Origin of the sequence: Thioclava nitratireducens, assembly GCF_001940525.2 — a bacterium.
GTDB lineage: Bacteria > Pseudomonadota > Alphaproteobacteria > Rhodobacterales > Rhodobacteraceae > Thioclava > Thioclava nitratireducens.
Map to the genome: position 1 here is coordinate 3734730 of NZ_CP019437.1, position 24287 is coordinate 3759016.

Here is a 24287-nt window from a genome sequence, read left to right on the forward strand (position 1 = left end):
AGGGTCGACGCGATTGCAACGGCGCGACAATCGAGGACATATGGCACCGAAATTTGGCACCAGCGGGCTGCGCGGCCTTGTCACCGAACTGACCGACGCGCTGGTCACCGATTACACCCGCGCGTTCCTGTCTGCCTGCCCGCAGGGCAGAGCCGTCCATGTGGGCTGGGACTTGCGCCCTTCCTCCCCAGCGATCGCCGAGACCGTCATCGCCGCAATCCGCGACGCCGGACTCACCGCGATCCGCGAGGGCGCGCTCCCTACCCCCGCGCTCGCGCTCGCATCGATGGGAGCGGGCAACGCCGCGATCATGGTCACCGGCAGCCACATCCCCGCCGATCGCAACGGGCTGAAATTCTACGTCCCGCATGGCGAGATCGCGAAAGAGGACGAGGCCGCCATCCTCGACCGGCTCGGTCAAGACCATCCCGTGACCGAGAAGTGCGGCTCCGAAATCCCCGGGGCAGATACCGCGGCGCACTACATCGCCCGCTATGTCGACGCCTTCGGCTCGGAGGCTCTCGAGGGCCTGCGCATCGGCGTCTATCAACAAAGCTCCGTCGCTCGCGACATCCTGGTCACCGCGATCGAGGCGATGGGCGCGACCGCTGTTCCGCTCGCCCGATCGGACGAGTTCATCCCCGTCGACACCGAGGCGATCGCCCCCGAGACTCGCGAAACGTTGCAAGGCTGGTGCACCGAGCAACGGCTGGATGCGGTGATCTCGACCGATGGCGATGCCGACCGCCCGATGTTGACCGACGAGACCGGCACGCTGATCCCCGGCGACGTGCTGGGGGCGCTGACCGCGCGGCTTCTCGGGGCGAAAATCCTCTGCACCCCGGTCTCCGCCAATACGATGGTCGACGCGATGCCAGAATTCGACAGCATTCATCGCACTAAGATCGGATCGCCCTTCGTGATCGCCGCGATGGGGGCCGCGCTCGCTGCCGATCCAGCCGCGAAGGTCGTAGGCTATGAGCCCAATGGCGGCTTCCTTCTGGGCTTCACCGCAACGGGCCCTGTCGGGCAGATCGCGCCGCTCGCAACGCGCGATTGTCTGCTACCGATCGTCGCTCCGCTGGTCGCAGCGAAAAAGGCCGGCACCGCCTTCAGCGGACTTGTCGCCCAGCTGCCCGCCCGCTTCACCGCAGCCGACCGGGTCGCCGAAGTCTCGACCGACCGCTCGCGCGCCTTCATTGATCGCCTCGCAGCCGATCCCGTCGCACGGACGGAATTCTTCAGCGATTTCGACCCGGCCGAGCGAATCGACCAGACCGATGGTCTGCGCCTAACCTTCCCCTCGGGCGAGATCGTCCATCTGCGGCCCTCTGGCAACGCTCCTGAATGCCGCTGCTACGCCGAAGCCGCGACGCCCGAGCGCGCAGAGAGCCTTGTCGCAAGCTACCTCGCCGCACTACGAACGGAACTCACCTAGCCCGAGAGGTCGAACATCCCGTCGGAGAACAGGCCGAGATCGGTGTCGATGAATTCGACCGTGACGCCCTGATCCGAGAACGTCACGCCGGAGCCGGTCTCGATCATATGGTGGCGGGCCTCTGCGGCAGAGCTGTAGTTGAACCCCTCGAAGCTCAGCTCATCCCAGGGTTCGATATCGATGATGACGTGATGCCCGTCTTCATCAGCGCGGAACACGAACTGATCCGCCATCACGCCACCCTGGAGCAGGTTGTACCCGTCGCCGCCATCGAGTTGATCCTCGAAGCCGAAGGAACGGAACCAATCGATCTGCGACTGCGCCGTCTGGGTTATCATCTCGGGGCTTTGCGCGAAGGCGGCGACGACCTTCTCGCGAGTGTAGCCCCCGCTGTCGAGTTGATCGACCCACCATGTCAGCCCTTCGCTATCCGGCGCCCGCCCAAAGACATTCTGATAGAGCAGCGAGACGAAACCGGCATCGTCGAGACTGCCGTAAGTTGCGGTGAATTCCGGCGACTTGACGAAGCCCGAGATCACGTCGAGAAACTCCATTCCGTCGGCCTGCATCTCGCTCCAATATATCATCCCGCCGAGATTCGGCTCGCGCCCGAGCGTCGCCTGATACAGGCGAAACACGTCGTCGGTGAAATCCGTCTGAGTGCTGGCCTGGCTCAGGAGAAGCGTATCGATTTCCGTCGCCTTCCTAAATTCCGGGCTTTCCGAAAATCCCAAGACAACCTCCTCCCGGCTTCGTTCCCCCCGATCGAGCTGGTCGAGCCAATAGCTCAGCCCCCCGCTATCGGGGTTTCGATCCAGCACGTTCTGGTAAAGCAGCGTCAGAAACTCCGCGTCGCTCGTCTGCGCGTAGTTCGACTGGAATTCCGGCGAGTTGATGAATCGGTCCGCGACTTCCTGCAGATCGATCGCGCCACTCGACAGAAGGTCCGTCCAATAGTGCAGACCGTTCGCATCGGGCGCCCGGTCAAGCGTCGCCTGATAGACCCGGAACACCTGTGCCGCGAACGGATCGTAGCTGCGATCGATCCGTCCGCCATTTAGCAGGTCATCCCCGCCCATGCCTTGCAGGATATCCGCCCCGTCATTGCCGACCAGCAGATCGTCCCCGCCGCGCCCATCTATGATATCGCCCTGCGCTGTACCTTCTTTGTGGATATCGCCGACCTCGAGCGGGTTGATCGCGGAATGCCACAGATCGCGCAGCTCCGAGGTTTCGAAATCCGCGGCGCTCAGGCTTGAGCCATTCGCGGTATTCACGATCACACGTTCGTCGCCGATCCGAATATCCGCCCCCGTCGCGGTCGGGGTAATGTCCAAAGCCTCCTTGGTGTAGAACCAGGCCATGCTCGAGAGGTCGAGCCGATCGATGCCGGGCTCGTAATCCATGATGAAATCCGTGCGCCCATCCGCATCGAGCACGAAGACGTCCCCCCTTCGCCCCCCCAAAGCGTATCCACACCGCCGCCGTCTTGCACGATGTCCGCCCCTGCCCCACCGTGGATTTCGTCATCGCCTGCGCCGCCGGAAATCTGATCGTTTCCCGCCCCACCTTTCACGGTTTCGCCGCCATCGCCAAGCTTCAGCGCCAGACCGGCAGGGCCCAACTCCACCTTGATATGGCTGATCCCCATTCCCTGATCGCTCGCGCTCGCTGACACGTCGCCCGCCACGAAAATATCGAGCCCGGTCGCATCCGCGATCATCGCCGCCGCAGCCGGATCGGTCAGCGCGGTTTCGATCTCGTCCGCCAAGGTCCCGATCTGGACCAGTTTGCCGCCGGGCAGCAGCGTAAGCAGGCTGACCCCTTCATCGGCGCCTCCGGCCAGCACATAGACCTGATCGCCCATCGTCACGGTTTCGAGCGTCGTCACGCCCTCGAACCGCGTGCCGAGGTCGTCATTGATCTGATCGGTGACCTCCATCCGCCCGCCCGGACCGAGCGCCACGACAGAGATCGAGCTTGTGCCCGCCGCTCCCAGAAGCGCATAAGCCTGACCGCCCACATGGACCGTCTCGATCGAATTAGGGGTGTTGATGAAGAGGCCGTCGCGCGCATCGATCTGACTGGCGATCTTCAGCTGTCCCTGCGTATCGAGCGCGAGCGTGGTCAGCGAATTATCCGTAGCCGAGGCGGCCAGAACGTATTGCGCCCCGTCGATCTCGACCGTGCCGAGGGTATGGACATCATTCGCTGACCAAGCGGCGCCCGCAGTGCCCTGCGCGATCTCTGTCATCCGGCCTCCGGCACCCATCTGCCAGACATGCAGCCCGCTCCCATGCGCCAGGGCGCCGACGAAAAAGCTCTGCGCGTCGAGTTGCAGCGGCGCGATCGCAAGCACCGCACCCGGCGCAACCGCCCCCGGCAGCGTAAGCACATCGCTGATTCCACCGTCATTCTGGTTTAGCCAGACCGCTTGAAACGCGCCCGATGCCGAACCGGTCGCCATCAAGGCAGGACTGCCGTCGATCGAGATCTCGGTCAGCGTCCCGGCTGCATCCAGTCCCGCACTTTCGCTCAGATAAGCCAGATCGCTCGAATTCAGCTGCGCGCTCAGCGGAAGCTGCGCGATGCCGCCCGGCGCATTGGAAATCGAGTAAAGCGTTGGCCCCGTCTCACCCTGCACGAGAAGCAGGTCGGTGATCGACGTCATGAAATTTTCCGCACCATTCGTTACGGTCGCGACCGGCGTCAATTGAGGCATAGCCACCCCTGCTTTCAACGTTCTCACTGTCTCAAGCATGAGGCGCAGCTGGGCTCAGAGCGCGGAGGGAAAGCGGCCAGAAAATGGTTTTTTCTCAATATTTTAATAGAATTCAACGGCTAACATCGCCCAACTCAAAGCATATTGCGTTCGTGGCAGGCAATCGCGGCATTGAGATCGTCGAAAAACTCAAGCCGTCCACGCTCGAGCACCGCGCCGCAATCGCAAATCTCGCGCAACTGGTTCATCGAGTGGCTGACCACAATCGCTCCGGCTTCTTTCAGCCGGTCGCGAAACAGGGCTGCGCTCTTCTCGCGAAACGCCGCATCGCCGACCGCCGTGATCTCGTCGACGAGATAGGTGTCAAAACTGATCGCCATCGACGCCGCAAAGGCCAATCGCGCGCGCATCCCGGAAGAATAGCTGCGCAGCGGCATTCGGAAATGCAGCCCGAGCTCTGCAGTCTCCTCCACGAAGGCCACCATCTCATCCGTATCCACCCCGTAGATCCTCGCGATGAAGCGGCAATTCTGCGCGCCTGTCAGGTCATTGTGAAACGACCCTGCGAAGCCGACAGGAAAGGAGACGCTGCCCCGCGTGATCACCCGGCCCCGATCGGGCCGTGCGGTCCCCGCTATCATTTGCAGAAGCGTTGATTTCCCCGCCCCGTTGCGCCCCAGCAGTGCGACGGATCGCCCGCTGGGAAAGCTCGCGCAGATATCGAGCGCCACGATTTTCTCGCCACCGGGAACGCGGAAGCTCTTGCCGAGATTTTGCAGCCGGATCATCGCCGTTACCGACGGTCCCGGATCGCATAGCCCGCCAGCACGCCAATCGCCCAAAGCAAAATCAAGCTGCCGGCGATCAGCGCAAGAAGCGTTTCGCGGCGTGGATATTCGGCGCTCTCAGCGAGGGTCGGTGCCATGAATGTCGCGAGGAAACGGCTCTTGCGGCGCGCCTCGGCCTCCGCCGCCTCAAAGCTCGCACGCGTTGCCGCATAGGCACGCTCTGCGAATTCGCGCTCCGTCATGAGCCGCTCGAATTCGCCCACGATGCTTGCATAGGCTTCGTCCTTCGTGCCGCCCTCGATGCCAAGCTTGCGCCGTTCCGCCACGATCCGTTTCTCGATCACCGCCAGCCGCCGCGCGGCCTGCTTCAACCGCGGATCCGTACCGCTGCGCACGGTGCCGCGTAGTAGATCGCTCTCGATCATCACATGCGCCTGCTGCTCGAGCAGCGATCCCAGAACCCCAGCTTGGCTTTGCAAATCCATCTCCGGGCTGATCAGTTGATGGCGATTGCGGAAGGTGGTGAGTGCCATGCGCGCCGCCTTCAGTCGCCCCTCCGCGCGCCGCAACTCGCCGCGCGCATGGCGGATCGCGTCTTCGCGCGCCGCGTTGCTGAGCCGATTAATCATCGTCGAGCTGCGGGCCATCAAGGTCTGCGCGATCCGCTGCGCCGAGACCGGGTCGAAAGCCCGCACCTCGATGTCGAGCAGCCCGGCACCCGCGCCGTGCCGCACATGGACCATGCGCCGCCAATAGGCGACAAGATCCTCCAAATTGGCGTCGGTCGACAGCCCGAACACCGGATCTGATCGCTTGCGCGACCAAATCGCTCTCAAATCGAGCGCATCGTCGATCTCGGCGACAAGGCTGGGGCTTTGAATAAACTCATACAGAATATCCGTATCGTCCGAAGACGCCCCCGACAGGCTGGATAGCCCGCCGAAAATATCGAATGCCGGGCCGGCCTCCTTGCGCTGAACCGTAAAGCCGACGCGAGAGACGAACTGATCTGCAGCCTGCGCGTAAAGAAAACAGGCAGCGGCCAGAACCGGCGCGATCACCAGCGCCACGAAGCTCAACCCCACCGCATGATGGCGCCGCCGCCAACGCGCCTTGCGGGCAGGCGGGGCGTAAGCGCTCGGCACTGGTCGTAGCGGCTGGGAGACGTCGCGCAACCCCGCCCCCGTAGCGAGAACGGTCGCGGCACGCGCAGGCTCGTTAACCGCGTGTTTCACAATTGGCTCCACTATTGATCGCATCGGATCCCAGCGAACACGATCCGAATTGAAAACCGGTAAACGAGGCTCGAAATGTTTTTCTCACATGCGCCCAGTCCCCCCAACCGGTCCTTCCCGGCTCTTCGTGCGATCGGCGCGCTCATCTTGCGCGAGATGTCCGCCAGCTACGGCCGCTCGCCGGGGGGCTATCTCTGGGCTCTCCTCGAGCCGGTCGGCGGCATCGCCTTGCTCACTCTTTTCTTTTCGTTGACCTTCCATGCTCCGCCGCTCGGAGCCAGTTTCGAGCTTTTCTATGCGACAGGGCTACTGCCCTTCATGCTGTTTTCGGAGGTCCAATCGAAAGTCGCCAACGCGCTCACCTACTCGCGCGCCCTTCTGGCCTATCCGACGGTGAGCTTTCTCGATGCACTCATCGCGCGACTTATTTTGAATGCACTCACGAAACTCATCGTCTCTTACCTAGTTCTTCAGGGCTGCCTGCTGATCTTCGACTCCCGCGCGAGCCCTGATCCGCTGCGGATATTCGAGGCGGCGAGTCTTGCCGTGCTGTTGTCCTTCGGCATCGGAACGCTCAACTGTTTTCTCTTCCTGCGTATCCCTGTCTGGCAGCAGATATGGTCGATCCTGATGCGACCTATGTTCCTGATATCCGGTGTGTTTTTCCTCACCGATCACCTGCCGACGTGGGCCGCAGACGTCCTGTGGTTCAACCCGCTCGTACATGTCATCGGCTATCTGAGGCACGGGTTCTTCCCGACCTACGAGCCCGATCATCTTTCCGCGCCTTGGGTCATCGGCGTATCACTCGTGGCGCTGGCCATCGGCCTTCTGGCGCTCGGGACGCGTTACCGGGATCTCCTCGCAAGGTGAGCGTTGCGGATCGGCGCGAAGGCGCACCGAACAGCGCGGCGCGCCATCGACCACAACGGTCCTTGTGCAGAAGGGTATCGAGACGCTTTGCGATCAACCGATCGAGTTCTCTAAGCGTTGCGTCCGCTGGCCATGACCCAGAGAGGAGCCGCCCCGCAAAGACGCGCAATTCGTCGAGATCGTCTAGCTGTGCAGGACCTTTCTCTATTTCGGGATGATAGGGATAGGGTGAAGCCCAGAACGGATCGTCGCGTATGGCCTCCGCCTGGGTAGCGGGTAACACGCGCTCGAGCTTTTGGCGCTGGGTCTGCGCGATCTCCTGCAGCGTCTCCACATGATGCGGCGCGATTGCCCACGCGCGGCGAAGCATAGGCCCCGCCGCCAAACGCCTCTGCAACAGGAACTCGATTTCGGCGCGATGGGTATCTGGGCGGAAGCGCCGATTGCGCAGTAGGAAACCAATCTGCGCCGCGCTGCCAGTTCTGTGACGCTGCCGGGACGGCTGGCTCGATGTTTGAAAGAGAGCATCGGTGCAAGCGACCGCGTCATGCCCTGCTGGGGCGACCTGCAAGCGAACATTGGGAATACGCACCCAAGCCGCGAGATCGGCACCGAAGCTATAAGGACACCGCCAGGCGCGCAGCCAATCGTCAAAGCAGGGACGGCTCCAGACGCCCCACTGCCAGAACGCCGCATTCATCCATGTCAAAGGCGGCCGCAGGAAGGCCAACACGGTGACGGGCGGATGGCCAAGGTCGGCGAGCAGCGACGCAAAAATTTCGGGGCGCCGAATCCATCCCTCATTCGAGAAAAACGGGATGTAGCCGCCTCTGTGGGCGCGCGCCATTTCTCTCTGGAGGAAAGCGGCGAAGGGTCTTGCCCCGACCTCGCGACCCGGATCTGGCATCGAGACATATCCGTAAGGAGAAAGCGCCGCGGCATGTGACACGGCCCTGCCGCGCAGCGGCATCACCAATCCCCTGACCTTCGCCGCGCCGATATAGCGCACGCGATGTCCGGTGCGTGACGCCCTGTCCGGGTGTACGCTCCATGCCGATTGAAGGGCCGAACTGCCGCATTTCGGAGCGCCGACGTGGAAGACGGCGACACTGTCCTCGAATGTCATGCCACCCACCTTTCGCAGTCGGGCTGTCCGAGCAGGCGACCCATGTCGACATCCGATGGATACCGTGGCAGCGGCAAAACGCATCCCTGTCCGCCCGCAGCCCTGACCGCCTCGGCCTGTGCGCCGAGATCGAAACAGGTCACCGGCAGGCCGGTGCCGAGGGCCTCGTGCGTCGTGAACGAAAAGGTCTCCGGCCAGAGCGACGGGATAAACCACCGATCGATTCCGTGATGCGCAACCAGTATCGGCAAGTCAGACCGCTCGAACGGCCCATGGATGTGGTTCGGCGCGTCGAGATGAAACCGCGGATCGAGAGTCCCCAGTAGCACGAGCCGCGCGCGCCCGTCAGCGATGCACGCATCGCCTACGGCTTCCACGACCGAGGCCCCCTTGTGCAGGCCGATATGGCCAAGCACGCCAATAACGGGCTGCGCAGATCTGTCAGCATTCGAGGAGGTGCCGGAGTTCGCCAGGTGCCTGTGATGCGGATAGGTCAGACGTGCAGGTCGCCTCCTGTCATGCGGCTTGCAGTCGATCTTATCCGCAAGGTCGGGGCGAACCGACGCAACGATGCCAGCGGAACTGCGCGAGAAAACTCGCAAGCACGTCGCGGCGGTCATTGCCGCACCCCATGCATCTTCCCATTCCGATCGGTCGCCGCTTGAATGCACGCGAGGCGGCTTTCGGAATCCGGGGCGCAGATCGATACGCGCCGGGATGTCGCGCAGACTGGGCCCCTCTTCCAGGAGGGTGTATGCCTCACTGAGAGGGAAATAGTCGTGGAAAAGAATGTCGAGTTGGTGCCCTCGGGACAGATCGACTAACAGCTCTGGGATTTCGAGCGGCGTCGAATGACCGACGCCGCAGGAATAGATTACGTGGCGTTCTGGAAGGACCTGCAGCAGAGAAAGGATCGCTGCCCGATCCGCCGTCTCTGTGATGCATAGGCCGAGCGGGTCGTGAAGCTCGATGGACCAACGAGCCGTACCGCCGACACGCAGAACGACGCCGCGCCGCCCGGCGCGAAGCTCCGCGGCGATTTCCTCACGCAGCCGAATCTCTGCGCCGCCACCAAGGGAATGTCCGAGCCAGATTTTGAGCGGCGCGGCCTGCAATGCGCCCGCACGCGCCAAGGCAAGCACAAAACGAGGAGCTGCCAGCGGGTCGCGGCTAAGAAACCGACCGACCGCGCGCGGATAGCTCGGATAGCGCCGCTCGATCTTCGCGTGATTGCGTTCCACCAGTTTCTGGCGCGCCGACGGACCGAAGGAGGCACTGCCCCGATGCTCGACGAAAAGCGAGCTTATCCCGACATGGCGCCCCCCGAGCCGTCGCACCCTCTGGCACCAATCCGTCTCTTCTCCGTAGCCGCGCCCGAATCCGGGATCGAAGCGCGAGAGTTGGGAAAGAAAGCGGGGTGCGAGCGCCATGCAAAAACCGATCCCGGTGGGCAGATCGGCGCGCGCTTGCGAAGGTTCCAACTTCGCGGCGATGGCATCGATCTGATCGACGGCCCCGGGCGGCAGATCGCTCCGCGTACCAGGCAACGGCACCGACAATATCTGCGCGTCATTCGACATTGGCGTCACGCTTGCCACCTCAGGGTCGGTGAGCGGCTCCACAAGCCGCGACGCCCAGCCCGCAGGCACGAAGACATCCGAATTCAGCAAGACCACGGGACGGTCTGGGAAGCGATTCAGGACCTCCTCATACCCGCGATTGACGGAGGCGACGAAGCCCAGATTCGCTGCATTTTCCAGAAGCGTCACGTTGGCTTTGGCCTTACACCAATCGCGCAAAAACGGCCGCATCTCGGGATCGGTCGAGCGATCTTCGACCACGATCATGTGCCAATCGAGATCCGTATGCCGAACGATGCGATCGAGCGTCTCGCGCAGCAGATTCCGCGCGTTGAAAACTGGCAAGACAATCACGATCGCGGGGGAAGCCGGCGGTTCGTCAGGCGGTCCGGTGCGCAACAAGTTGGACGGCAGAAGCGCACCTCGCGATTGCGCCACAAACCCCAGTGCCGACTTCACCCTCATCCCCGCGGAACTGTCGCCGCGGCTTCGCCATCGCCAGATGTCGCCGGCATGAGAGGCGAGCCGCCAAAGAAATATCGGCGCAATACGCAGCTGCCCGAAAGTGAGACGAAGGCGTCCGATCGGCGGCAAGGTCCAGCTTTCGTTTCCTTGCCCTTCAGCTCCTTTACCGGGAATGGCCAGTTCTACCCGACCGGGCCAAAACGGCAGATCGAAGGCGAATTTCGCCACCCCTGAAACGTCGGGTTCAAGGGCGCATCGTTGCGTCACGCTGTCCAACCGCAAGACCAGCTCCGGAGCGGCGATTCGCCCCTCCAGCCGAAGACGGTTTCCGCTATACTCATATCGCGTGACATGCAGGCCCCAAGCTTCCGCGCGCGCGCCTAAACCGCCCACAGTCCGAGAGATTCGGAGATTCGCGTCGGCATATCGATGAAAGACCCGGAAAATTCTGCCCAGCACAACGATTCCTCGCGATAGCGTCCGAAATCGGCGTCAGGTGACGCCATCTTTCGGAACGTTACGCGAACGAACGTAAATTTTCAGGAAACGGCTGGCAGGGGCAGAGGGACTCGAACCCGCGACCCTCGGTTTTGGAGACCGATGCTCTACCAACTGAGCTATACCCCTAGGCCGTGGCGTGGGTGCTAAAGTCTCGCGCGACCGAAATCAAGTACCTTTCCATCGATCTCGCATTTCCCCGCCGAAGAAATCGCCGTGGAACGCAAGCCGAGCACAGATCGTTTTTCCTCCGAACCCGCGCAAGCTGCGCCTCTGGAAAGGAAAGCATATGCCCAAGATTACCGAAGCCCGCATTCTGATCATGGCCACCGATGGTTTCGAGCAGGCCGAATTGACCGTTCCGCGCGACAAGCTGATCGAAGCAGGCGCGCAGATCGACATCGCCTCGCTCGACGGCGAAGATATCCGCGGTTGGGACGAAACCGACTGGGGCGAAACCGTTTCGGTGCAGCGCAAGATCTCCGATGTCGACGCGTCGAATTACGATGCGATCGTTCTACCCGGCGGTCAGATCAACCCCGACCTTCTTCGTGTCGAGAAAAGCGCGCTGGACCTGCTGCGCAATTTCTATGACCAGGGGAAGGTTGTAGCCGCGGTCTGCCACGCACCTTGGCTTCTGATCGAAACCGGGATCGCCAAGGGGCGCAAGATGACCTCGTATCACTCGGTGCGCACCGATGTCGAAAACGCCGGTGGCGAATGGGTCAACGAATCCGTGGTTTCCGACAATGGCGTCGTCACCTCGCGCAACCCGAAGGATCTCGACGATTTCGTCGCAAAGATCATCGAGGAGGTGCAGGAAGGTCGCCACATGCGCGACGCCGCCTGATCGCGTGAATTACCGCTTCCTGCGCTTCGAATAGAGGCGCAGGAGGCCCATGACCATCAACTGCACGGCGACGATCACCACGCAGACGATCACCAGATAATTGAACGCATTGTCGGAATTCAGCCCCGGCATCCCGCCGATGTTGACCCCGAACAGTCCGGTGAGAAACCCGAGGGGCAGGAAGATCGTGGAGACCACCGACAGCACGAAGGTGTTGCGGTTCACCCGATCCGACAGCTGGCTCGAGAGTTCCTCGCGGAGCACCTGCGCCTGATCGCGCAGCTCGTCCATATCTTCCGAAATCCGCGTCATCTTCAACGCTTCTTCCTCGATCTCGCGCCGCGTAACCTCGTCGATGATCGGGCTTTCCGCCTGCGTCAGACGGATCAGGGCTTCGCGTTGCGGCGCGAGGTAACGCCGCGCCGCGATCACCTGCAGCCGCAGGTCCAGAACGTCGCGGCGCATATGATCGGCGTGCCCGCCATAGACCTGATCCTCTAGCGTTTCGGCGCGTTCGTCCAATTCGCTCTGGAACACTCCGATATTGCCGACGATATCCTCGGTGAGTTGCACGAGGAAGCTGCCCGCGTCGCTGGGCCCTTGGCCGTCGCGGATCGCTACGTTCATGTGCTCGATCGCGCGCACGCGCTTGCGCGAGATCGTCAGGATGCGCTGCCGGTCGAGATACATCCGCAGCGAGACCATATCCTCGGGGTCTTCGCCCTCGTTGAAGTTGATCGCGCGCAGGATCACCAGAAGCCCCTCGCCGATCTGGCTCATGCGCGGGCGCGTATCGACATCGAGCAACGCCTCCACCGCCTGCGGGTCGAGGTAATCCAGCTCCTCGCGAATCCAGCGCTGCGCCCGCGGGTGCGTCCCGTCCAGATGCGCCCAGGCGAGCCGTTCGTCCCGTAGCGCCTCGACGATATCGGCAGGCCCGTCAGGATCGGGCGCGCCCGAGAGGATATGCGAGAAGAGGATCGGGCTGTTGGTCATCCGGGCTCCGGGCGAAATCGTAGCGTTGCCCAGAGCCTAGCGTCGTTGCGCGCAGCGGCAAGCCTCTCGCTTAGGGTGCGTGTCTGGCCAGTGCGGCGACATCGCCTGCTTCCAGTGCCGGAAGCGCGGCCTGTATGGCCTCCACCGGCCAGCCCCACCACGCCAGTTCGAGCAATTGTGCAATCTCATCGGGGTTGAACAGGGACCGCACCACGCGCGCCGGATTGCCAGCAACGATGGCGAAGGGCGGCACGTCCTGCGCCACAACCGAGCCAGCCGCCGCGATCGCCCCCGCGCCGATCGTCACGCCGGGCATCACCATCGCGTTGAAGCCAAGCCAGACATCCGGCCCGATGACAGTGTCCCCAGTCGCGGCGTTCTCCTCGAGATATTTCCCCGCTGTCTCCATGTCGAAAATCCGGAACGGATAGGTCGTAATCCCGCCCATCGGGTGATTTGCGGAGGCGGTGATGAAGCGCACCCCATGAGCGATCTGCGCGAAGGGGCCGATCACCAGCCGCTCGGGGCAGCCGGGAAACAGATACGGCGCCAGCTCCGCCGCCGCGTCCGGCACGGGAACGAGAGGACTGTAATAAGCATAGCGCCCGACCTCGATATTGGGATGATCGATCACCGCCTGCAGGAACACGGTGGGTTCATGCGGCATGCCATCGGGCAGCAGTACAGGATTGCGGGTATCGGGCGCAGGAAAGCGCCGCGGCAGCGGATGGGCAGACATGGAGAGACCTCTCTCGATCAGAGTTTCAGGGAAACGGGATCAGAAAAGGGTCTTGTCCATCGGCGCCTCCATTGCGTGCTCGTCCAGTCTAGCGCAAGCGACGGGTCCGCGCCAGCCGTCCGGTCACAGCTTGCGCGCGCGCCACTCCGTCATCGCCTTCGCGATCTGCTCCGCCGCGTCAGGGTCGAGGTGGAAATGGTGGTCGCCTGCGATCTCCACGCTCTCATAATCGGCGATCAGCTCGGCCCCCCATCGCGCCAGCTCCGCCGTGCCCTCGCGCCGCGCCCGGATCCCGTCCGCAGCCCAGATATTGAGCACCGGTGCCCGGATCGCCCGCAGCACCGCCTCCACATCGTCGCGATCGAGTTTCGCTGCAGAGCTTGCGAACAGCCGCCGGTCGCCGCGCAGATGCCAGCCCTCCGGGCCGTCTTCCAGCGCACGCTCCGCCAGCGCCTCGGCCACCGCGCGCGCATTGCCCTGCCCCGCGCGGCGCGCGATATAGGCCTCGCGCGTCGGGAAACGGCGCGGAGGTCGCGCCGCCTGCGTTGGCACTTCGGTCAGATAGGCGCGCAGAGTTGTGACGAAATCCTGCGCCACCGGCTCGGGGGCCAGCGAATCGAGCGCGATGAAACCCCGCACCCGCTCCGGCATCGCCGCCGCCAGCAACGCCGAGATATTGGCGCCGCGCGAATGGCCCAGCAGCACGCACTCCTTCCAGCCCAGAGCGTCGAGCACCCGCAGGATCTGCGGCAAGTCGTCCCAGATATTGTAGCTCGCATGGGCCGCGCGATGCCCGCTCAGCCCCTGCCCGCTCAAATCGAGCGCGACGACATGGCAGCCATTCAGCCGCGGCGCGAGCTCGGCAAAGCTTGCTGCATGATCCATCCAACCATGCAGCGCCAAGACCGGCAGCCCCTCCTCGGGGCCCCATTCGAGCCCGGCGATCCGTAGCCCGTCCACGTCCCAGTGCCGCTCACGCGCACCGTTCGTCTCCACCATGTCTTGCATCCTCCCACGCCCCCAATCCGCAGAAGATCTAGCGCGAGACACCCGCGATTGCGACCACCGGCACCGCGCCTTTCACGCAAAGTAAAAGGGCCGCCCAAGCGGGCGGCCCTTCGCAAGTCCAAATGATCCGAAGATCACTCGATGATTTTCGACACCACGCCGGCGCCGACGGTGCGGCCGCCTTCGCGGATTGCGAAGCGCAGACCGTCTTCCATCGCGATCGGAGCGATCAGTTCGACTTCGAACTTCAGATTGTCGCCCGGCATCACCATCTCGGTGCCCTCGGGCAGCGTCACGGTGCCGGTCACGTCCGTCGTGCGGAAGTAGAACTGCGGACGGTAGTTCGCGAAGAACGGGGTGTGACGGCCACCTTCCTCTTTGGTGAGGATGTAGGCTTCAGCTTCGAACTTCGTGTGCGGCTTCACCGAACCCGGCTTGCACAGAACCTGACCACGCTCGACGCCGTCACGGTCGATGCCGCGCAGCAGCGCGCCGATGTTGTCGCCAGCTTCACCACGGTCCAGCAGCTTGCGGAACATCTCGACGCCCGTGCAGGTCGTCTTCGAGGTGTCGCGGATGCCCACGATTTCCAGTTCGTCGCCGACGTTGATCACGCCACGCTCGACGCGGCCGGTCACAACCGTACCACGACCCGAGATCGAGAACACGTCTTCGATCGGCATCAGGAAGGGCTGGTCCACGGCGCGCTCCGGCGTCGGGATGTAGCTGTCGATAGCTTCCATCAGAGCACGGATCGAGTTCTCGCCGATTTCCGGATCACGGCCTTCCATCGCGGCCAGAGCCGAACCCTTGATGATCGGGATATCGTCGCCGGGGAAGTCGTAGGACGACAGAAGTTCACGAACTTCCATTTCCACGAGCTCGAGCAGCTCCTCGTCGTCGACCTGGTCAACCTTGTTCAGGTACACGACCATCGCCGGGATGCCGACCTGACGGCCGAGCAGGATGTGCTCGCGCGTCTGCGGCATCGGGCCGTCAGCTGCGTTCACGACCAGGATCGCGCCGTCCATCTGCGCGGCACCCGTGATCATGTTCTTCACGTAGTCGGCGTGGCCGGGGCAGTCGACGTGCGCGTAGTGACGCGACTCGGTCTCGTACTCCACGTGCGCGGTCGAGATCGTGATGCCGCGGGCTTTCTCTTCCGGCGCGCCGTCGATCTGGTCATACGCGCGGAAATCACCGAAATACTTCGTGATCGCAGCCGTCAGCGTCGTCTTGCCGTGGTCAACGTGGCCAATCGTGCCGATGTTGACGTGCGGTTTGTTACGTTCAAACTTTTCCTTTGCCATCTCGCGGGGCGCCTCTGGTTAGGGGGCCGCTAGCAGCGAGCCCGAGTCAATATCGCGCGCTACCTATTGCCCTGGCGGGGAAAAATCAAGCCCGGAATGCAGGGTTTCCCCTGTCTGTGTTCGCGGTTTCGCTTGGGCAGCGACCCGCTCCGCACTACCATCCCGTCATGGATTACGCTGCGACAGACGACACCCACCGCCTTCCCGCCCGCGCACCGCTTGCCGAGCACCCGCTGGGGATTCTCGCGAGCTTCCGGGCTGCGCGGCGCAACCTGTTGGAAATAATACCGGAACTGGCCACCCATGCACCGATCATCTCGGGCAATACAGGCGCGCGCTGGCATATGGTGATGGACCCTGACAGCCTGCGTCACATCCTCAAGACGCGCGTCGAGGATTATCCGAAATCGGTGGTGACCAAGCTCATTCTCGGCCCTGCCGTAGGGGAAGGGCTATTCGTCGCCGAAGGGGCCGAATGGCGCTGGCAGCGCCGCGCCGCCTCTCCGGTCTTCGCCGCGCGCAACATGGAGGCGCTCGCCCCCGTCATGGGGGCCGCAGCGGAGGCCTCTGCCGCGCGCATCAGCACCGCCGCCGATACCGGTCGCGCGGTGGACCTGCATCAGGAAATGGTGGCCGCGACCTTCGAGGTGATCTCGGACGTGACCTTCTCGGGCGACGAGGGCTTCGACCGAGCCGCGATCCATCGGGCGATCGACGCCTATATCGCGCAGACGGCAAAGGTCTCGCTTCTGGATCTTTTCGCCCTGCCCGCCTGGGTGCCGCGCCCGCATCGGGTGATCTCCTCGGGCGTCGTGCGCGACCTCAAGCGCCATGCGGACAGCGCGATCGAGGCCCGGCGCGCGAGCGAGGCGAAGGCGGTGCCCGACCTTCTGGACCTGCTCGACGGCGCGCAGGACCCCGAAACCGGCCGCGAGATGAGCCCGGCCGAGCTACGCGACAACCTGCTGACCTTCATTGTCGCAGGCCATGAGACCACCGCCCTGACGCTCGCCTGGGCGCTCTATCTCTGCGCCTTCGACCCGGCGGTGCAGGAGGCCGCCCGCAGCGAGGCGCAGGCCGCGCTCGGCGCGCATGCGGCGACCGTCGATGACCTGCCAAAGATGCCCCTCGTCGCGCAGATCGTGAACGAAAGCCTGCGCCTCTACCCGCCTGCGGGCTTCCTGTCGCGCACGGCGCGCAAACCCGACACGCTTCTGGGGCGCGAGGTGCGCGCAGGCGACACGGTGATGCTGCCGATCTACGCGCTCCACCGTCACCACGCGCTGTGGGACGACCCGCATGCCTTCCGCCCGGATCGTTTCGCCGATCCGACGCATGACCGCTTCGCCTTCCTGCCCTTCGGGGCCGGGCCGCGGATTTGCATCGGCGCGGGCTTCGCGATGCAGGAAGCACAGATCATCCTCGCCACGCTCCTCGCCCGGTTCCGCTTCACCGCCGTTCCGGGGCGCGAGCCTGTGCCGGAGATGATCCTGACGACACGCCCAAAGGGCGGCATCTGGCTGACGGTAAAGCGCGCGTGACGGGCGAGAGCGAACACTCATGCTTCGCCTTGGCGAAAATATCCCGGGGGTGAATTGCCCGACAGGGCAAGAGGGGGCAGCGCCCCCTGCCGGATCGCCCGGGCCTGCCCGGACGATCCCTCAGGCAAAGCCTCAGGTGAACCTGTTGTCCCGCGGGAAGCCACGCGGGGCCATGCGGCCCGCCGAGGCGCGCTTTCCGGTCCATTCGGCGAGGTCGGTCTCGGTCCGCGTGCGGCCCGCCGGATCCTTCCAGCTCAGACCATCGGCCAGGGTGAAGGTCTTGGCGTCGCTCAGCCCCCCGTCCTTGTATTTCTGCAAACGGACGCCCTTGCCGCGCGCCATTTCGGGCAGCTCTTCCAGCGGGAAGACCAGCAGCTTGCGGTTCTGACCGACGCAAGCGACCGTGTCGCCGTCGATCTTCGAGCAGACGGTGGTTTTCGCCGCCCCCTTCATGTTCAGAACCTGCTTGCCCGATTTGGTCTGCGCCACGAGCTCTTCGCCCGGGCAGACGAACCCGTCGCCATCCGAGGAGGCTAGAAGGTATTTCTCGCCCGCCTTCGGCAGCAGCAGATGCGTCACCTCCGCCTCGTTGGGCAGGTCGACCATCAGCCGCAGTGGCTCCCCCATGCCGCGCCCGCCGGGCAGATTCGCCCCCAGCACGGTATAGGCGCGCCCGTTGGAGCCCATCGCGACGATCCGGTCCGTGGTCTCGGCATGCATGGCGAACATCGGCCCGTCGCCATCCTTGAACTTCACCTCGGCGTCTAGCGCGTTGTGGCCCTTCATCGCCCGGATCCAGCCCATCTTCGACAGGATCACGGTAATCGGTTCGCGTTCGATCATCGCCTCGATCGGCACTTCCTCGACCTCACCAGCCTCGGCGAAGCCGGTGCGTCGCGCGCCGCCCTCGGCGTTGCGGCCGAATTTCTTGTCGATCTCTTTCAGCTCACCGCCGATCGTCTTCCATTGCAGCTTTTCGGAGGCGAGAAGGTCTTCCAGTCCCGAGCGCTCTTCGATCAGTGCATCACGCTCGCGCTTGAGTTCCATCTCCTCGAGCTTGCGCAGACTGCGCAGGCGCATGTTTAGGATCGCTTCGGCCTGCACGTCCGACAGTTCGAACTCGGCCATCAGCATCGCTTTGGGTTCGTCCTCGTAGCGAATGATCTCGATCACCCGGTCGAGGTTCAGGAAGGCGATAATGTAGCCTTCGAGCACTTCCAGACGCGCGTCGATCTTGTCCATCCGATGCTGCGAACGGCGCAGCAGCACCTCGCGCCGGTGATCGAGGAAGGCGCGCAGCACCTCCTTGAGCGAGCAGACCTTCGGCACCCGCCCGTCGATCAGCACGTTCATGTTGAGAGAGAAGCGGACCTCAAGATCGGAGTTCTTGAACAGCATCCCCATCAGCATCTCGGGCTCGACGGTGCGCGATTTCGGCTCCAGCACGATGCGGATATCGTCGGCACTCTCGTCGCGCACATCGGCCAGCGCGGGCACTTTGCGGGTCTGGATGACCTCGGCCAGACGCTCGATCAGCTTCGATTTCTGCACCTGATACGGAATCTCGGTGACGACGATCTGCCACTGACCGCGGCCGAGATCCTCTTTCTCCCAGCGCGCCCGCAGACGGAATGCACCGCGCCCGGTGCGATAGGCGTCGCGGATATTCTCGGGCGGCTCGACCAGCACGCCGCCGGTCGGGAAGTCGGGGCCGGGGATATGCTCGACCAGCTCGTCATCAGTGATGGCGGGGCGCTTGATCATCTCCAAGAGCGCCTCGACCAACTCACCGAGGTTATGCGGGGGGATGTTCGTCGCCATGCCGACCGCGATGCCGCTCGCGCCATTGGCCAGCAGGTTCGGAAAGGCGGCGGGCAGCACGACCGGCTCGGTCAGCGTACCGTCGTAGTTCGGGCGGTAATCGACCGCGTTCTCGGCCAGACCTTCCAGAAGCGACTCGGACGGTGAGGCCAGACGTGCCTCGGTGTAACGCGAGGCTGCCGGGTTATCGCCGTCGATATTGCCGAAGTTGCCCTGCCCGTCGACGAGCTTGTAGCGCATCGCGAAATCCTGCGCGAGACGCGCCATCGCGTCGTAGATCGCGGCGTCGCCATGGGGGTGGTAGTTCCCCATCACGTCACCCGAGATCTTCGCGGATTTCCGAAAGCCGCCGGTGGGCGACAGCTTCAGTTCGCGCATCGCGAAGAGGATGCGCCGATGCACCGGCTTCAACCCGTCGCGCGCATCGGGCAGCGCCCGGTGCATGATCGTCGAGAGCGCATAGGTCAGATAGCGCTCGCCAATCGCGCGGCTCAGCGGTTCGGAACTGGTGGAGAGGGGATTTTCTTCGTCACTGCTCATGCCGATTTACTAAAGCCGAGCCCGATCCCGGTCCAGCGGGAAAAGCAGGAATAAGATTTTCCAAGGAACTTTTCCCCCGTCGGCGGAATTTCACCGACGTAGAGCAGGCGGAATCGTGTTAACATTTCAATGATTCCCCAGCTGCCAATTCGGAATCAGGGGGTTGAACATGGGTAAGTTGTTGCTGACCACTTTGGCGGGTATTTACGCCGTTATGGCCATCGCCGGTCGCGACGTCCCCGGGGACGTCGAACAGGCCTCTGCGGCTACGTCAAATGACACGGTACAGGTGTCACGCGCCGCGACCGACAGTCAAGAACTTTCGGCCAGCGAAGCGCCTCAAATTGTCGCGAAGGCGGCCGCCACATCGCCGACCGATACGCCGAAAATCGAGAAGGCGTCGCTGATCACGCGCATTACGCCGAAAACGCGGATGCCGGGCCCTGAGCTCAAACCCTCGCCGGAACATCGCAAGACCGCTGCGCCGGAAGTCGACGGCGGCACGCTCTGGAGCGTCTCGGCCAATGCCCTCAACGTGCGCTCGGGCCCCTCGACCAGCAATGCCGCGATCGACAGCGTCCGCAAAGGCGATCAAGTGCTCGTTGTGGCCGAGAGCGGAGGTTGGGCGCATGTGAAGATCGAAGGCGGCGGCACCGAAGGCTGGGTCTCGAAGAAATATCTGCGCCCGGCGAACTGAGCTTTCACAGGCGGTGCACCGCTAAAATCTTGTTTTTCCACCCGGGTCAAAATATTCCCGCCGGAGGCATATCTCCGGCGGGTTTTTCTTTGCCTCGCCGGATCAGAGGGAAGGCGCGCGCATGGCCAAGACGATTCTGATCACCGGATGCTCCTCGGGCATCGGCTACGACGCGGCCCACGGGCTGAAGGCCGCGGGCTGGAAAGTCTTCGCCACCTGCCGCCGCGAAGAGGATTGCGAACGTCTGCGCTCCGAGGGCTTGGTCTCGTTCCAACTCGACGTGGCCGATCCCGAAAGCATCGAGGCTGGCTTCAACGAGGCGCTCGCGCGCGGGCATGGCCGGCTTGATGCGCTCTACAACAACGCCGCCTTCGCCTGCCCCGGCGCTGCCGAGGACATTCCGCCCGGCGCGCTGCGCGAGATTTTCGAGACCAACCTGTTTGGCCTGCACGACCTGACGACCCGCGCGATCAAGGTGATGCGCGCACAGGGCGACAACGGCGAAGGACGCATCCTGCAATGCTCCTCGGTGCTGGGCTTCGTCGGTCTGAAATGGCGCGCAGCCTACGCCTCGACGAAATTCGCGCTGGAAGGGCTGACCGACGTGATGCGGCTCGAGATGGCAGATACGGATATCAAGATCGTGCTGATCCAGCCGGGTCCTATCACCTCGAAAATCCGGGTCAATTCGATCCCGCCTTTCGAGAAATGGGTGGATTGGAAGAACTCCGCCCGCCGCGCGCAATACGAGGGCAGCTTGCTAAAGCGTCTCTACCAAAGCCGCGGCAAGCCCGACACGTTCGAACTGCCGCCCTCCGAGGTGACGAAGGCGATCCTCAAGGCGCTCGAGGCCCCGAACCCGAAGCCGCGCTACAAGATCACCACGCCCACGAAGACGATCAGTGTCGTGCGCCGCTTCCTGCCGGACCGGATGCTCGACTGGGTGCTGGCCAAGGGCTGAAAATCCTTTCGCATTTTCGTGATCTCCAGCTATGTCTTGAGCCCAGAGGGAGAGAGACTACATGCGCAACGACCCGTTATTCTACATCGTCGCCGTGGCAAGTCTGGCGGTTCTGGTGATCTTGATGATCGGCATCGCGGGCTTCGGACGCGGGGGCGATTTCAACAAGAAACATGCCAACAAGCTGATGCGGTTGCGCATTGCCGCCCAGGCGGTCGCGATCGCGCTGATCCTGTTGTTCGTTTATCTCAGAAAGGGTGGCTGATGGTCGTTCTCAATCGCATCTACACGCGCACCGGCGACGCCGGGGAAACCGCGCTCTCGAACGGGGTGCGCGTCGCCAAACATTCCGCGCGCGTGACCGCCTATGGCACGGTGGACGAGCTGAACGCGACCGTGGGTATCGCGCGCCTGCATGCCGACGAGGCGCTGCAAAAGCAGCTTTCCGTGATCCAGAACGACCTCTTCGATCTGGGCGCCGATCTGGCGCGCCCGGACATGGAACATGACGACGAGGCGGGCTACCCGGTCCTGCGCATGGTCGAGTCCCAGGTGACCCGGCTCGAGACCGAGATCGACGCGATGAACAAGAAGCTCGAGCCGCTGCGCAGCTTCATCCTGCCGGGCGGCACGGCGCTCGCGGCGCACCTTCACATGTCGCGCACCGTCGCGCGTCGTGCCGAGCGCGAAGCCGTGTCCCTCGCCGCGATCGAAGGCGTCAACGAATGGGCAGTGAAATATCTAAACCGCCTGTCCGACTGGTTCTTCGTCGCAGCCCGGATCGCGAATGACGATGGCAAGGATGATGTGTTATGGGTTCCCGGAGCGAACCGCTAACGAAGTCAGTGGCGGAGCTTCCAGAAACCACCGGCGAAGGGAAGAGGCAGCCGCTAGGCGCCCTCAAAGGAAGCTCTGCGGATCGATATCGACTGCGAGCCGCACATTCGTCGGCAGCTTCAGCCCCTTGAGCCAAGCCTTGAGCGCGCCCTGCAGCGGCGCGCTTTTCTCTGCCTTCACCAGCATCCGCACCCGATGCCGCCCGCGCACCCGCGCGATCGGCGCAGGCGCGGGCCCGAAGACCTGCGCGCCGATCCGGCGCAGCGCGGCGTCGTTGCGCGCCAGGTGATTGCCGATCTCGAAAAGCGGCTGCAGGTCCGGCCCCGACAGGATGATCCCGGCCATCCGCCCGTAAGGCGGTACGCCCTGCGCCTGCCGCGCGGCCGCCTCCTGCGCCCAGAACGCCTCCTCGTCGCCACCCAGAATCGCCCGGATCACCGGGTGCTCGGGCTGATAGGTCTGCAACAGCGCCGCGCCCTTCTCCTCGGCGCGGCCCGCCCGGCCCGCCACCTGCCGCATCAGTTGGAATGTCTTCTCCGCCGCGCGCAGGTCCGAGCCTTGCAGGCCCAGATCGGCGTCGATCACGCCCACCAAGGTCAGCCGTGGGAAGTTATGCCCCTTCGCCACGATCTGGGTGCCGATGATGATATCCGCCTCGCCCTGTGCGATCTCGGCGATCTTCTCCTTCAGCGCGCGGGCTGAACCGAACAGGTCGGAAGACAGCACCGCCAGGCGCGCGTCGGGGAAGCGCTCCGCAACCTCCTCGGCCAGCCGCTCGACCCCCGGCCCGACCGGCGCGAGCTTCCCTTCCACTTCGCAACTCGGGCATTTCACCGGGATCGGCTTCGTCTCGCCGCATTGGTGGCAGACGAGGCGCTTCAGGAAACGGTGCTCGACCATCCGCGCGTCGCAATGATCGCAGCCGATCTGATGCCCGCAGGCCCGACAGATCGTGACCGGCGCATAGCCGCGACGGTTGAGAAACAGCATCGCCTGCTGCCCCTCGGCCACCCGCGCCAGCACCTCCTTCACCAGCGTCGGCCCGATCCAATGCGCGCTCTCGATCGCCTCGTCACGCATGTCGATCGTGCCCATCTCGGGCAGTTCCGCCGTGCCGAACCGTGCGCCCAGATCAAGCCGCTGATACTTCCCCGCCTCCGCGTTCGCCCATGTCTCGAGACTGGGCGTCGCCGAGGCCAGCACCACCTGCGCCGAACAACCCGAGGCGCGCAGCACCGCCATGTCGCGCGCATTATAGAGAACGCCCTCCTCCTGCTTGTAGGAGCTGTCATGCTCCTCATCGACGACGATCAGCCCCAGATCGCGAAACGGCAGGAACAGCGCCGAGCGTGCGCCGACGACAAGCTGCACCTCGCCCGCACCGCAGGCCTTCCACAGCCTGCGCCGCTCGCTCTGCGTGACGCCGGAATGCCACTCGCCGGGGCGCGCGCCGAACCGCGCCTCGACCCGCGAAAGGAACTCGGAACTCAGAGCGATCTCGGGCAACAGCACCAAGGCCTGCCGCCCCTTGCGCAGACATTCCGCGACGGCCTCGAGATAAACCTCCGTCTTGCCCGATCCGGTCACGCCCTTAAGCAGCGTCGTCGAATATGCCCCGGAGCCTGCCCGCAACGCCTCCGCCGCGGCGGCCTGCGCCTCCGACAGCGCCTTGCCGGGCCGCGCCGGATCGAGCCGCGGGAAGGGCTGATCGCGCGGGACCTCCGCCTCGATCAGCGCACCAGTCTTCACCAGCCCTTTCACCACCTGCGTCGTCACCCCCGCCAGATGCGCCAACTCGCTCAGGTAAAACCCCGCGCCGCCATGCTCTTCCAGCACCTCGAGCACCCGCGCCCGCGCATCGGTCATCCGCGACGGCTCACGATCGCCCAAGCGGTAGATCTTGCGCATCCCCGGCGGATCGCCCAAGCCCGGCGCCCGCGTCGCGAGGCGCAAAACCTGCGGCAGGGGCGTCATCGTGTACTCCGCCATCCGCTCGAGAAAGATGCGCAGTTCGTCGCGCATCGGCGGCACGTCGAAGACCCGGTTCACCGCGCGCAGCTTGGCCGCGTCGAAACCGCCCTCGCCCGCCCCCCAGACCACACCCAGCACCTTGCGCGGCCCCAGCGGCACCTCGACGAAAGCGCCGTTGTAGCAGCCGCCCTCCGGCGCGCGGTAATCGAGCGGCCGCCCGATCGGCTCCGCTGTCAGCACCGCGACCCGCGCGCCCTCTTCGAACCAACCGGGTTCAGACATCGCCATGCC

At 64.0% G+C, this 24287-nt stretch carries 20 protein-coding genes and 1 tRNA gene; 8 read left to right on the forward strand and 13 right to left on the reverse strand.

Annotated features, from left to right (window positions below):
• Window positions 1–40: 40 nt before the first annotated feature.
• Window positions 41–1438 (forward strand): phosphomannomutase, encoded by a 1398-nt coding sequence (locus BMG03_RS17935; protein ID WP_075773820.1) that lies wholly within the window; start codon window positions 41–43, stop codon window positions 1436–1438.
• On the opposite strand, the gene BMG03_RS17940 is transcribed toward BMG03_RS17935, so the two are convergent.
• From BMG03_RS17940 to BMG03_RS17950, 4 genes are all read right to left on the reverse strand, one after another.
• Window positions 1435–2802, reverse strand: a complete 1368-nt coding sequence (locus BMG03_RS17940; RefSeq protein WP_244271034.1) for a DUF4214 domain-containing protein — start codon at window positions 2800–2802, stop codon at window positions 1435–1437. The two genes, BMG03_RS17935 and BMG03_RS17940, sit on opposite strands and share 4 nt — an antisense overlap.
• A complete protein-coding gene (locus BMG03_RS21075) occupies window positions 2718–4109 on the reverse strand; it encodes a calcium-binding protein (protein ID WP_244270971.1) in 1392 nt (463 codons plus the stop codon). Before BMG03_RS21075 ends, BMG03_RS17940 begins: the two co-directional genes overlap by 85 nt.
• Window positions 4110–4294: 185 nt before the next feature.
• Window positions 4295–4948 (reverse strand): ABC transporter ATP-binding protein, encoded by a 654-nt coding sequence (locus BMG03_RS17945; protein WP_075773817.1) that lies wholly within the window; start codon window positions 4946–4948, stop codon window positions 4295–4297.
• Window positions 4949–4953: 5 nt separating this feature from the next.
• A complete protein-coding gene (locus BMG03_RS17950) occupies window positions 4954–6183 on the reverse strand; it encodes a KpsE/RkpR family capsule polysaccharide export protein (RefSeq protein ID WP_157771613.1) in 1230 nt (409 codons plus the stop codon).
• A gap of 75 nt (window positions 6184–6258) precedes the next feature.
• Between BMG03_RS17950 and BMG03_RS17955 the strand changes: the two genes are divergently transcribed.
• Entirely contained in the window at window positions 6259–7056 is a 798-nt protein-coding gene (locus BMG03_RS17955) for an ABC transporter permease (RefSeq protein WP_075773815.1), read from the forward strand.
• On the opposite strand, the gene BMG03_RS20825 is transcribed toward BMG03_RS17955, so the two are convergent.
• The 3 genes from BMG03_RS20825 to BMG03_RS17965 all read right to left on the reverse strand — a co-directional run bounded on the left by BMG03_RS20825 (window position 6977) and on the right by BMG03_RS17965 (window position 10854).
• Window positions 6977–8182, reverse strand: a complete 1206-nt coding sequence (locus tag BMG03_RS20825) for a hypothetical protein (RefSeq protein WP_157771614.1) — start codon at window positions 8180–8182, stop codon at window positions 6977–6979. The genes BMG03_RS17955 and BMG03_RS20825 overlap by 80 nt on opposite strands.
• Window positions 8179–10509: a glycosyltransferase gene (locus BMG03_RS17960; RefSeq protein ID WP_157771615.1), complete on the reverse strand. Its 2331-nt coding sequence runs from the start codon at window positions 10507–10509 to the stop codon at window positions 8179–8181. Before BMG03_RS17960 ends, BMG03_RS20825 begins: the two co-directional genes overlap by 4 nt.
• A 269-nt stretch (window positions 10510–10778) precedes the next feature.
• A tRNA-Trp gene (locus BMG03_RS17965) sits at window positions 10779–10854 on the reverse strand.
• A 160-nt stretch (window positions 10855–11014) separates the two neighbouring features.
• Between BMG03_RS17965 and BMG03_RS17970 the strand changes: the two genes are divergently transcribed.
• Window positions 11015–11575, forward strand: coding sequence for a type 1 glutamine amidotransferase domain-containing protein (locus BMG03_RS17970; RefSeq protein ID WP_075773814.1), 561 nt, complete (start codon window positions 11015–11017; stop codon window positions 11573–11575).
• Window positions 11576–11584: 9 nt separating this feature from the next.
• On the opposite strand, the gene BMG03_RS17975 is transcribed toward BMG03_RS17970, so the two are convergent.
• From BMG03_RS17975 to tuf, 4 genes are all read right to left on the reverse strand, one after another.
• Window positions 11585–12571 (reverse strand): zinc transporter ZntB, encoded by a 987-nt coding sequence (locus tag BMG03_RS17975; protein ID WP_075773813.1) that lies wholly within the window; start codon window positions 12569–12571, stop codon window positions 11585–11587.
• Between the two features lie 70 nt (window positions 12572–12641).
• Window positions 12642–13310, reverse strand: a complete 669-nt coding sequence (locus BMG03_RS17980) for a CatB-related O-acetyltransferase (protein WP_075773812.1) — start codon at window positions 13308–13310, stop codon at window positions 12642–12644.
• A 123-nt stretch (window positions 13311–13433) separates the two neighbouring features.
• Window positions 13434–14309: an alpha/beta fold hydrolase gene (locus BMG03_RS17985; RefSeq protein WP_099049370.1), complete on the reverse strand. Its 876-nt coding sequence runs from the start codon at window positions 14307–14309 to the stop codon at window positions 13434–13436.
• A gap of 143 nt (window positions 14310–14452) precedes the next feature.
• A complete protein-coding gene (gene tuf, locus BMG03_RS17990) occupies window positions 14453–15628 on the reverse strand; it encodes an elongation factor Tu (RefSeq protein WP_075773810.1) in 1176 nt (391 codons plus the stop codon).
• A 167-nt stretch (window positions 15629–15795) separates the two neighbouring features.
• Here tuf and BMG03_RS17995 point away from each other — a divergent pair, with 167 nt between their 5' ends.
• Window positions 15796–17169, forward strand: a complete 1374-nt coding sequence (locus BMG03_RS17995) for a cytochrome P450 (protein ID WP_075773809.1) — start codon at window positions 15796–15798, stop codon at window positions 17167–17169.
• Window positions 17170–17301: 132 nt separating this feature from the next.
• On the opposite strand, the gene parC is transcribed toward BMG03_RS17995, so the two are convergent.
• The gene (gene parC, locus BMG03_RS18000) at window positions 17302–19530 is read right to left on the reverse strand and encodes a DNA topoisomerase IV subunit A (protein ID WP_075773808.1); all 2229 of its coding nucleotides are present in this window, start codon (window positions 19528–19530) and stop codon (window positions 17302–17304) included.
• Window positions 19531–19699: 169 nt separating this feature from the next.
• Between parC and BMG03_RS18005 the strand changes: the two genes are divergently transcribed.
• The 4 genes from BMG03_RS18005 to BMG03_RS18020 all read left to right on the forward strand — a co-directional run bounded on the left by BMG03_RS18005 (window position 19700) and on the right by BMG03_RS18020 (window position 22025).
• Window positions 19700–20227: an SH3 domain-containing protein gene (locus tag BMG03_RS18005; RefSeq protein WP_075773807.1), complete on the forward strand. Its 528-nt coding sequence runs from the start codon at window positions 19700–19702 to the stop codon at window positions 20225–20227.
• Between the two features lie 121 nt (window positions 20228–20348).
• Window positions 20349–21188 (forward strand): SDR family NAD(P)-dependent oxidoreductase, encoded by an 840-nt coding sequence (locus BMG03_RS18010; RefSeq protein ID WP_075773806.1) that lies wholly within the window; start codon window positions 20349–20351, stop codon window positions 21186–21188.
• A gap of 61 nt (window positions 21189–21249) precedes the next feature.
• Window positions 21250–21453, forward strand: a complete 204-nt coding sequence (locus BMG03_RS18015; protein ID WP_075773805.1) for a twin transmembrane helix small protein — start codon at window positions 21250–21252, stop codon at window positions 21451–21453.
• Window positions 21453–22025 carry a cob(I)yrinic acid a,c-diamide adenosyltransferase gene (locus tag BMG03_RS18020; RefSeq protein ID WP_075773804.1) on the forward strand — a complete coding sequence of 191 codons (573 nt, stop codon included), beginning with the start codon at window positions 21453–21455 and terminating at the stop codon, window positions 22023–22025. The genes BMG03_RS18015 and BMG03_RS18020 overlap by 1 nt, the downstream gene beginning before the upstream one ends.
• A 63-nt stretch (window positions 22026–22088) precedes the next feature.
• Here the strand turns inward: BMG03_RS18020 and BMG03_RS18025 are convergent, their stop codons facing one another.
• Entirely contained in the window at window positions 22089–24278 is a 2190-nt protein-coding gene (locus BMG03_RS18025; RefSeq protein ID WP_075773803.1) for a primosomal protein N', read from the reverse strand.
• Between the last annotated feature and the right edge of the window lie 9 nt (window positions 24279–24287).

Coding starts and splice junctions, on each gene's coding strand:
- BMG03_RS17935 (WP_075773820.1), top strand. CDS start 41: ATGGCACCGAAATTTGGCACCAGCGGGCTGCGCGGCCTTGTCACCGAA.
- BMG03_RS17945 (WP_075773817.1), bottom strand. CDS start 4,948: ATGATCCGGCTGCAAAATCTCGGCAAGAGCTTCCGCGTTCCCGGTGGC.
- BMG03_RS18005 (WP_075773807.1), top strand. CDS start 19,700: ATGGGTAAGTTGTTGCTGACCACTTTGGCGGGTATTTACGCCGTTATG.
- BMG03_RS17975 (WP_075773813.1), bottom strand. CDS start 12,571: ATGACCAACAGCCCGATCCTCTTCTCGCATATCCTCTCGGGCGCGCCC.
- BMG03_RS17980 (WP_075773812.1), bottom strand. CDS start 13,310: ATGTCTGCCCATCCGCTGCCGCGGCGCTTTCCTGCGCCCGATACCCGC.
- BMG03_RS18020 (WP_075773804.1), top strand. CDS start 21,453: ATGGTCGTTCTCAATCGCATCTACACGCGCACCGGCGACGCCGGGGAA.
- BMG03_RS18015 (WP_075773805.1), top strand. CDS start 21,250: ATGCGCAACGACCCGTTATTCTACATCGTCGCCGTGGCAAGTCTGGCG.
- BMG03_RS17955 (WP_075773815.1), top strand. CDS start 6,259: ATGTTTTTCTCACATGCGCCCAGTCCCCCCAACCGGTCCTTCCCGGCT.
- BMG03_RS18010 (WP_075773806.1), top strand. CDS start 20,349: ATGGCCAAGACGATTCTGATCACCGGATGCTCCTCGGGCATCGGCTAC.
- BMG03_RS17995 (WP_075773809.1), top strand. CDS start 15,796: ATGGATTACGCTGCGACAGACGACACCCACCGCCTTCCCGCCCGCGCA.
- BMG03_RS21075 (WP_244270971.1), bottom strand. CDS start 4,109: ATGACGTCGATCACCGACCTGCTTCTCGTGCAGGGTGAGACGGGGCCA.
- tuf (WP_075773810.1), bottom strand. CDS start 15,628: ATGGCAAAGGAAAAGTTTGAACGTAACAAACCGCACGTCAACATCGGC.
- BMG03_RS18025 (WP_075773803.1), bottom strand. CDS start 24,278: ATGTCTGAACCCGGTTGGTTCGAAGAGGGCGCGCGGGTCGCGGTGCTG.
- BMG03_RS20825 (WP_157771614.1), bottom strand. CDS start 8,182: ATGACATTCGAGGACAGTGTCGCCGTCTTCCACGTCGGCGCTCCGAAA.
- BMG03_RS17940 (WP_244271034.1), bottom strand. CDS start 2,802: ATGGCCTGGTTCTACACCAAGGAGGCTTTGGACATTACCCCGACCGCG.
- parC (WP_075773808.1), bottom strand. CDS start 19,530: ATGAGCAGTGACGAAGAAAATCCCCTCTCCACCAGTTCCGAACCGCTG.
- BMG03_RS17970 (WP_075773814.1), top strand. CDS start 11,015: ATGCCCAAGATTACCGAAGCCCGCATTCTGATCATGGCCACCGATGGT.
- BMG03_RS17985 (WP_099049370.1), bottom strand. CDS start 14,309: ATGGTGGAGACGAACGGTGCGCGTGAGCGGCACTGGGACGTGGACGGG.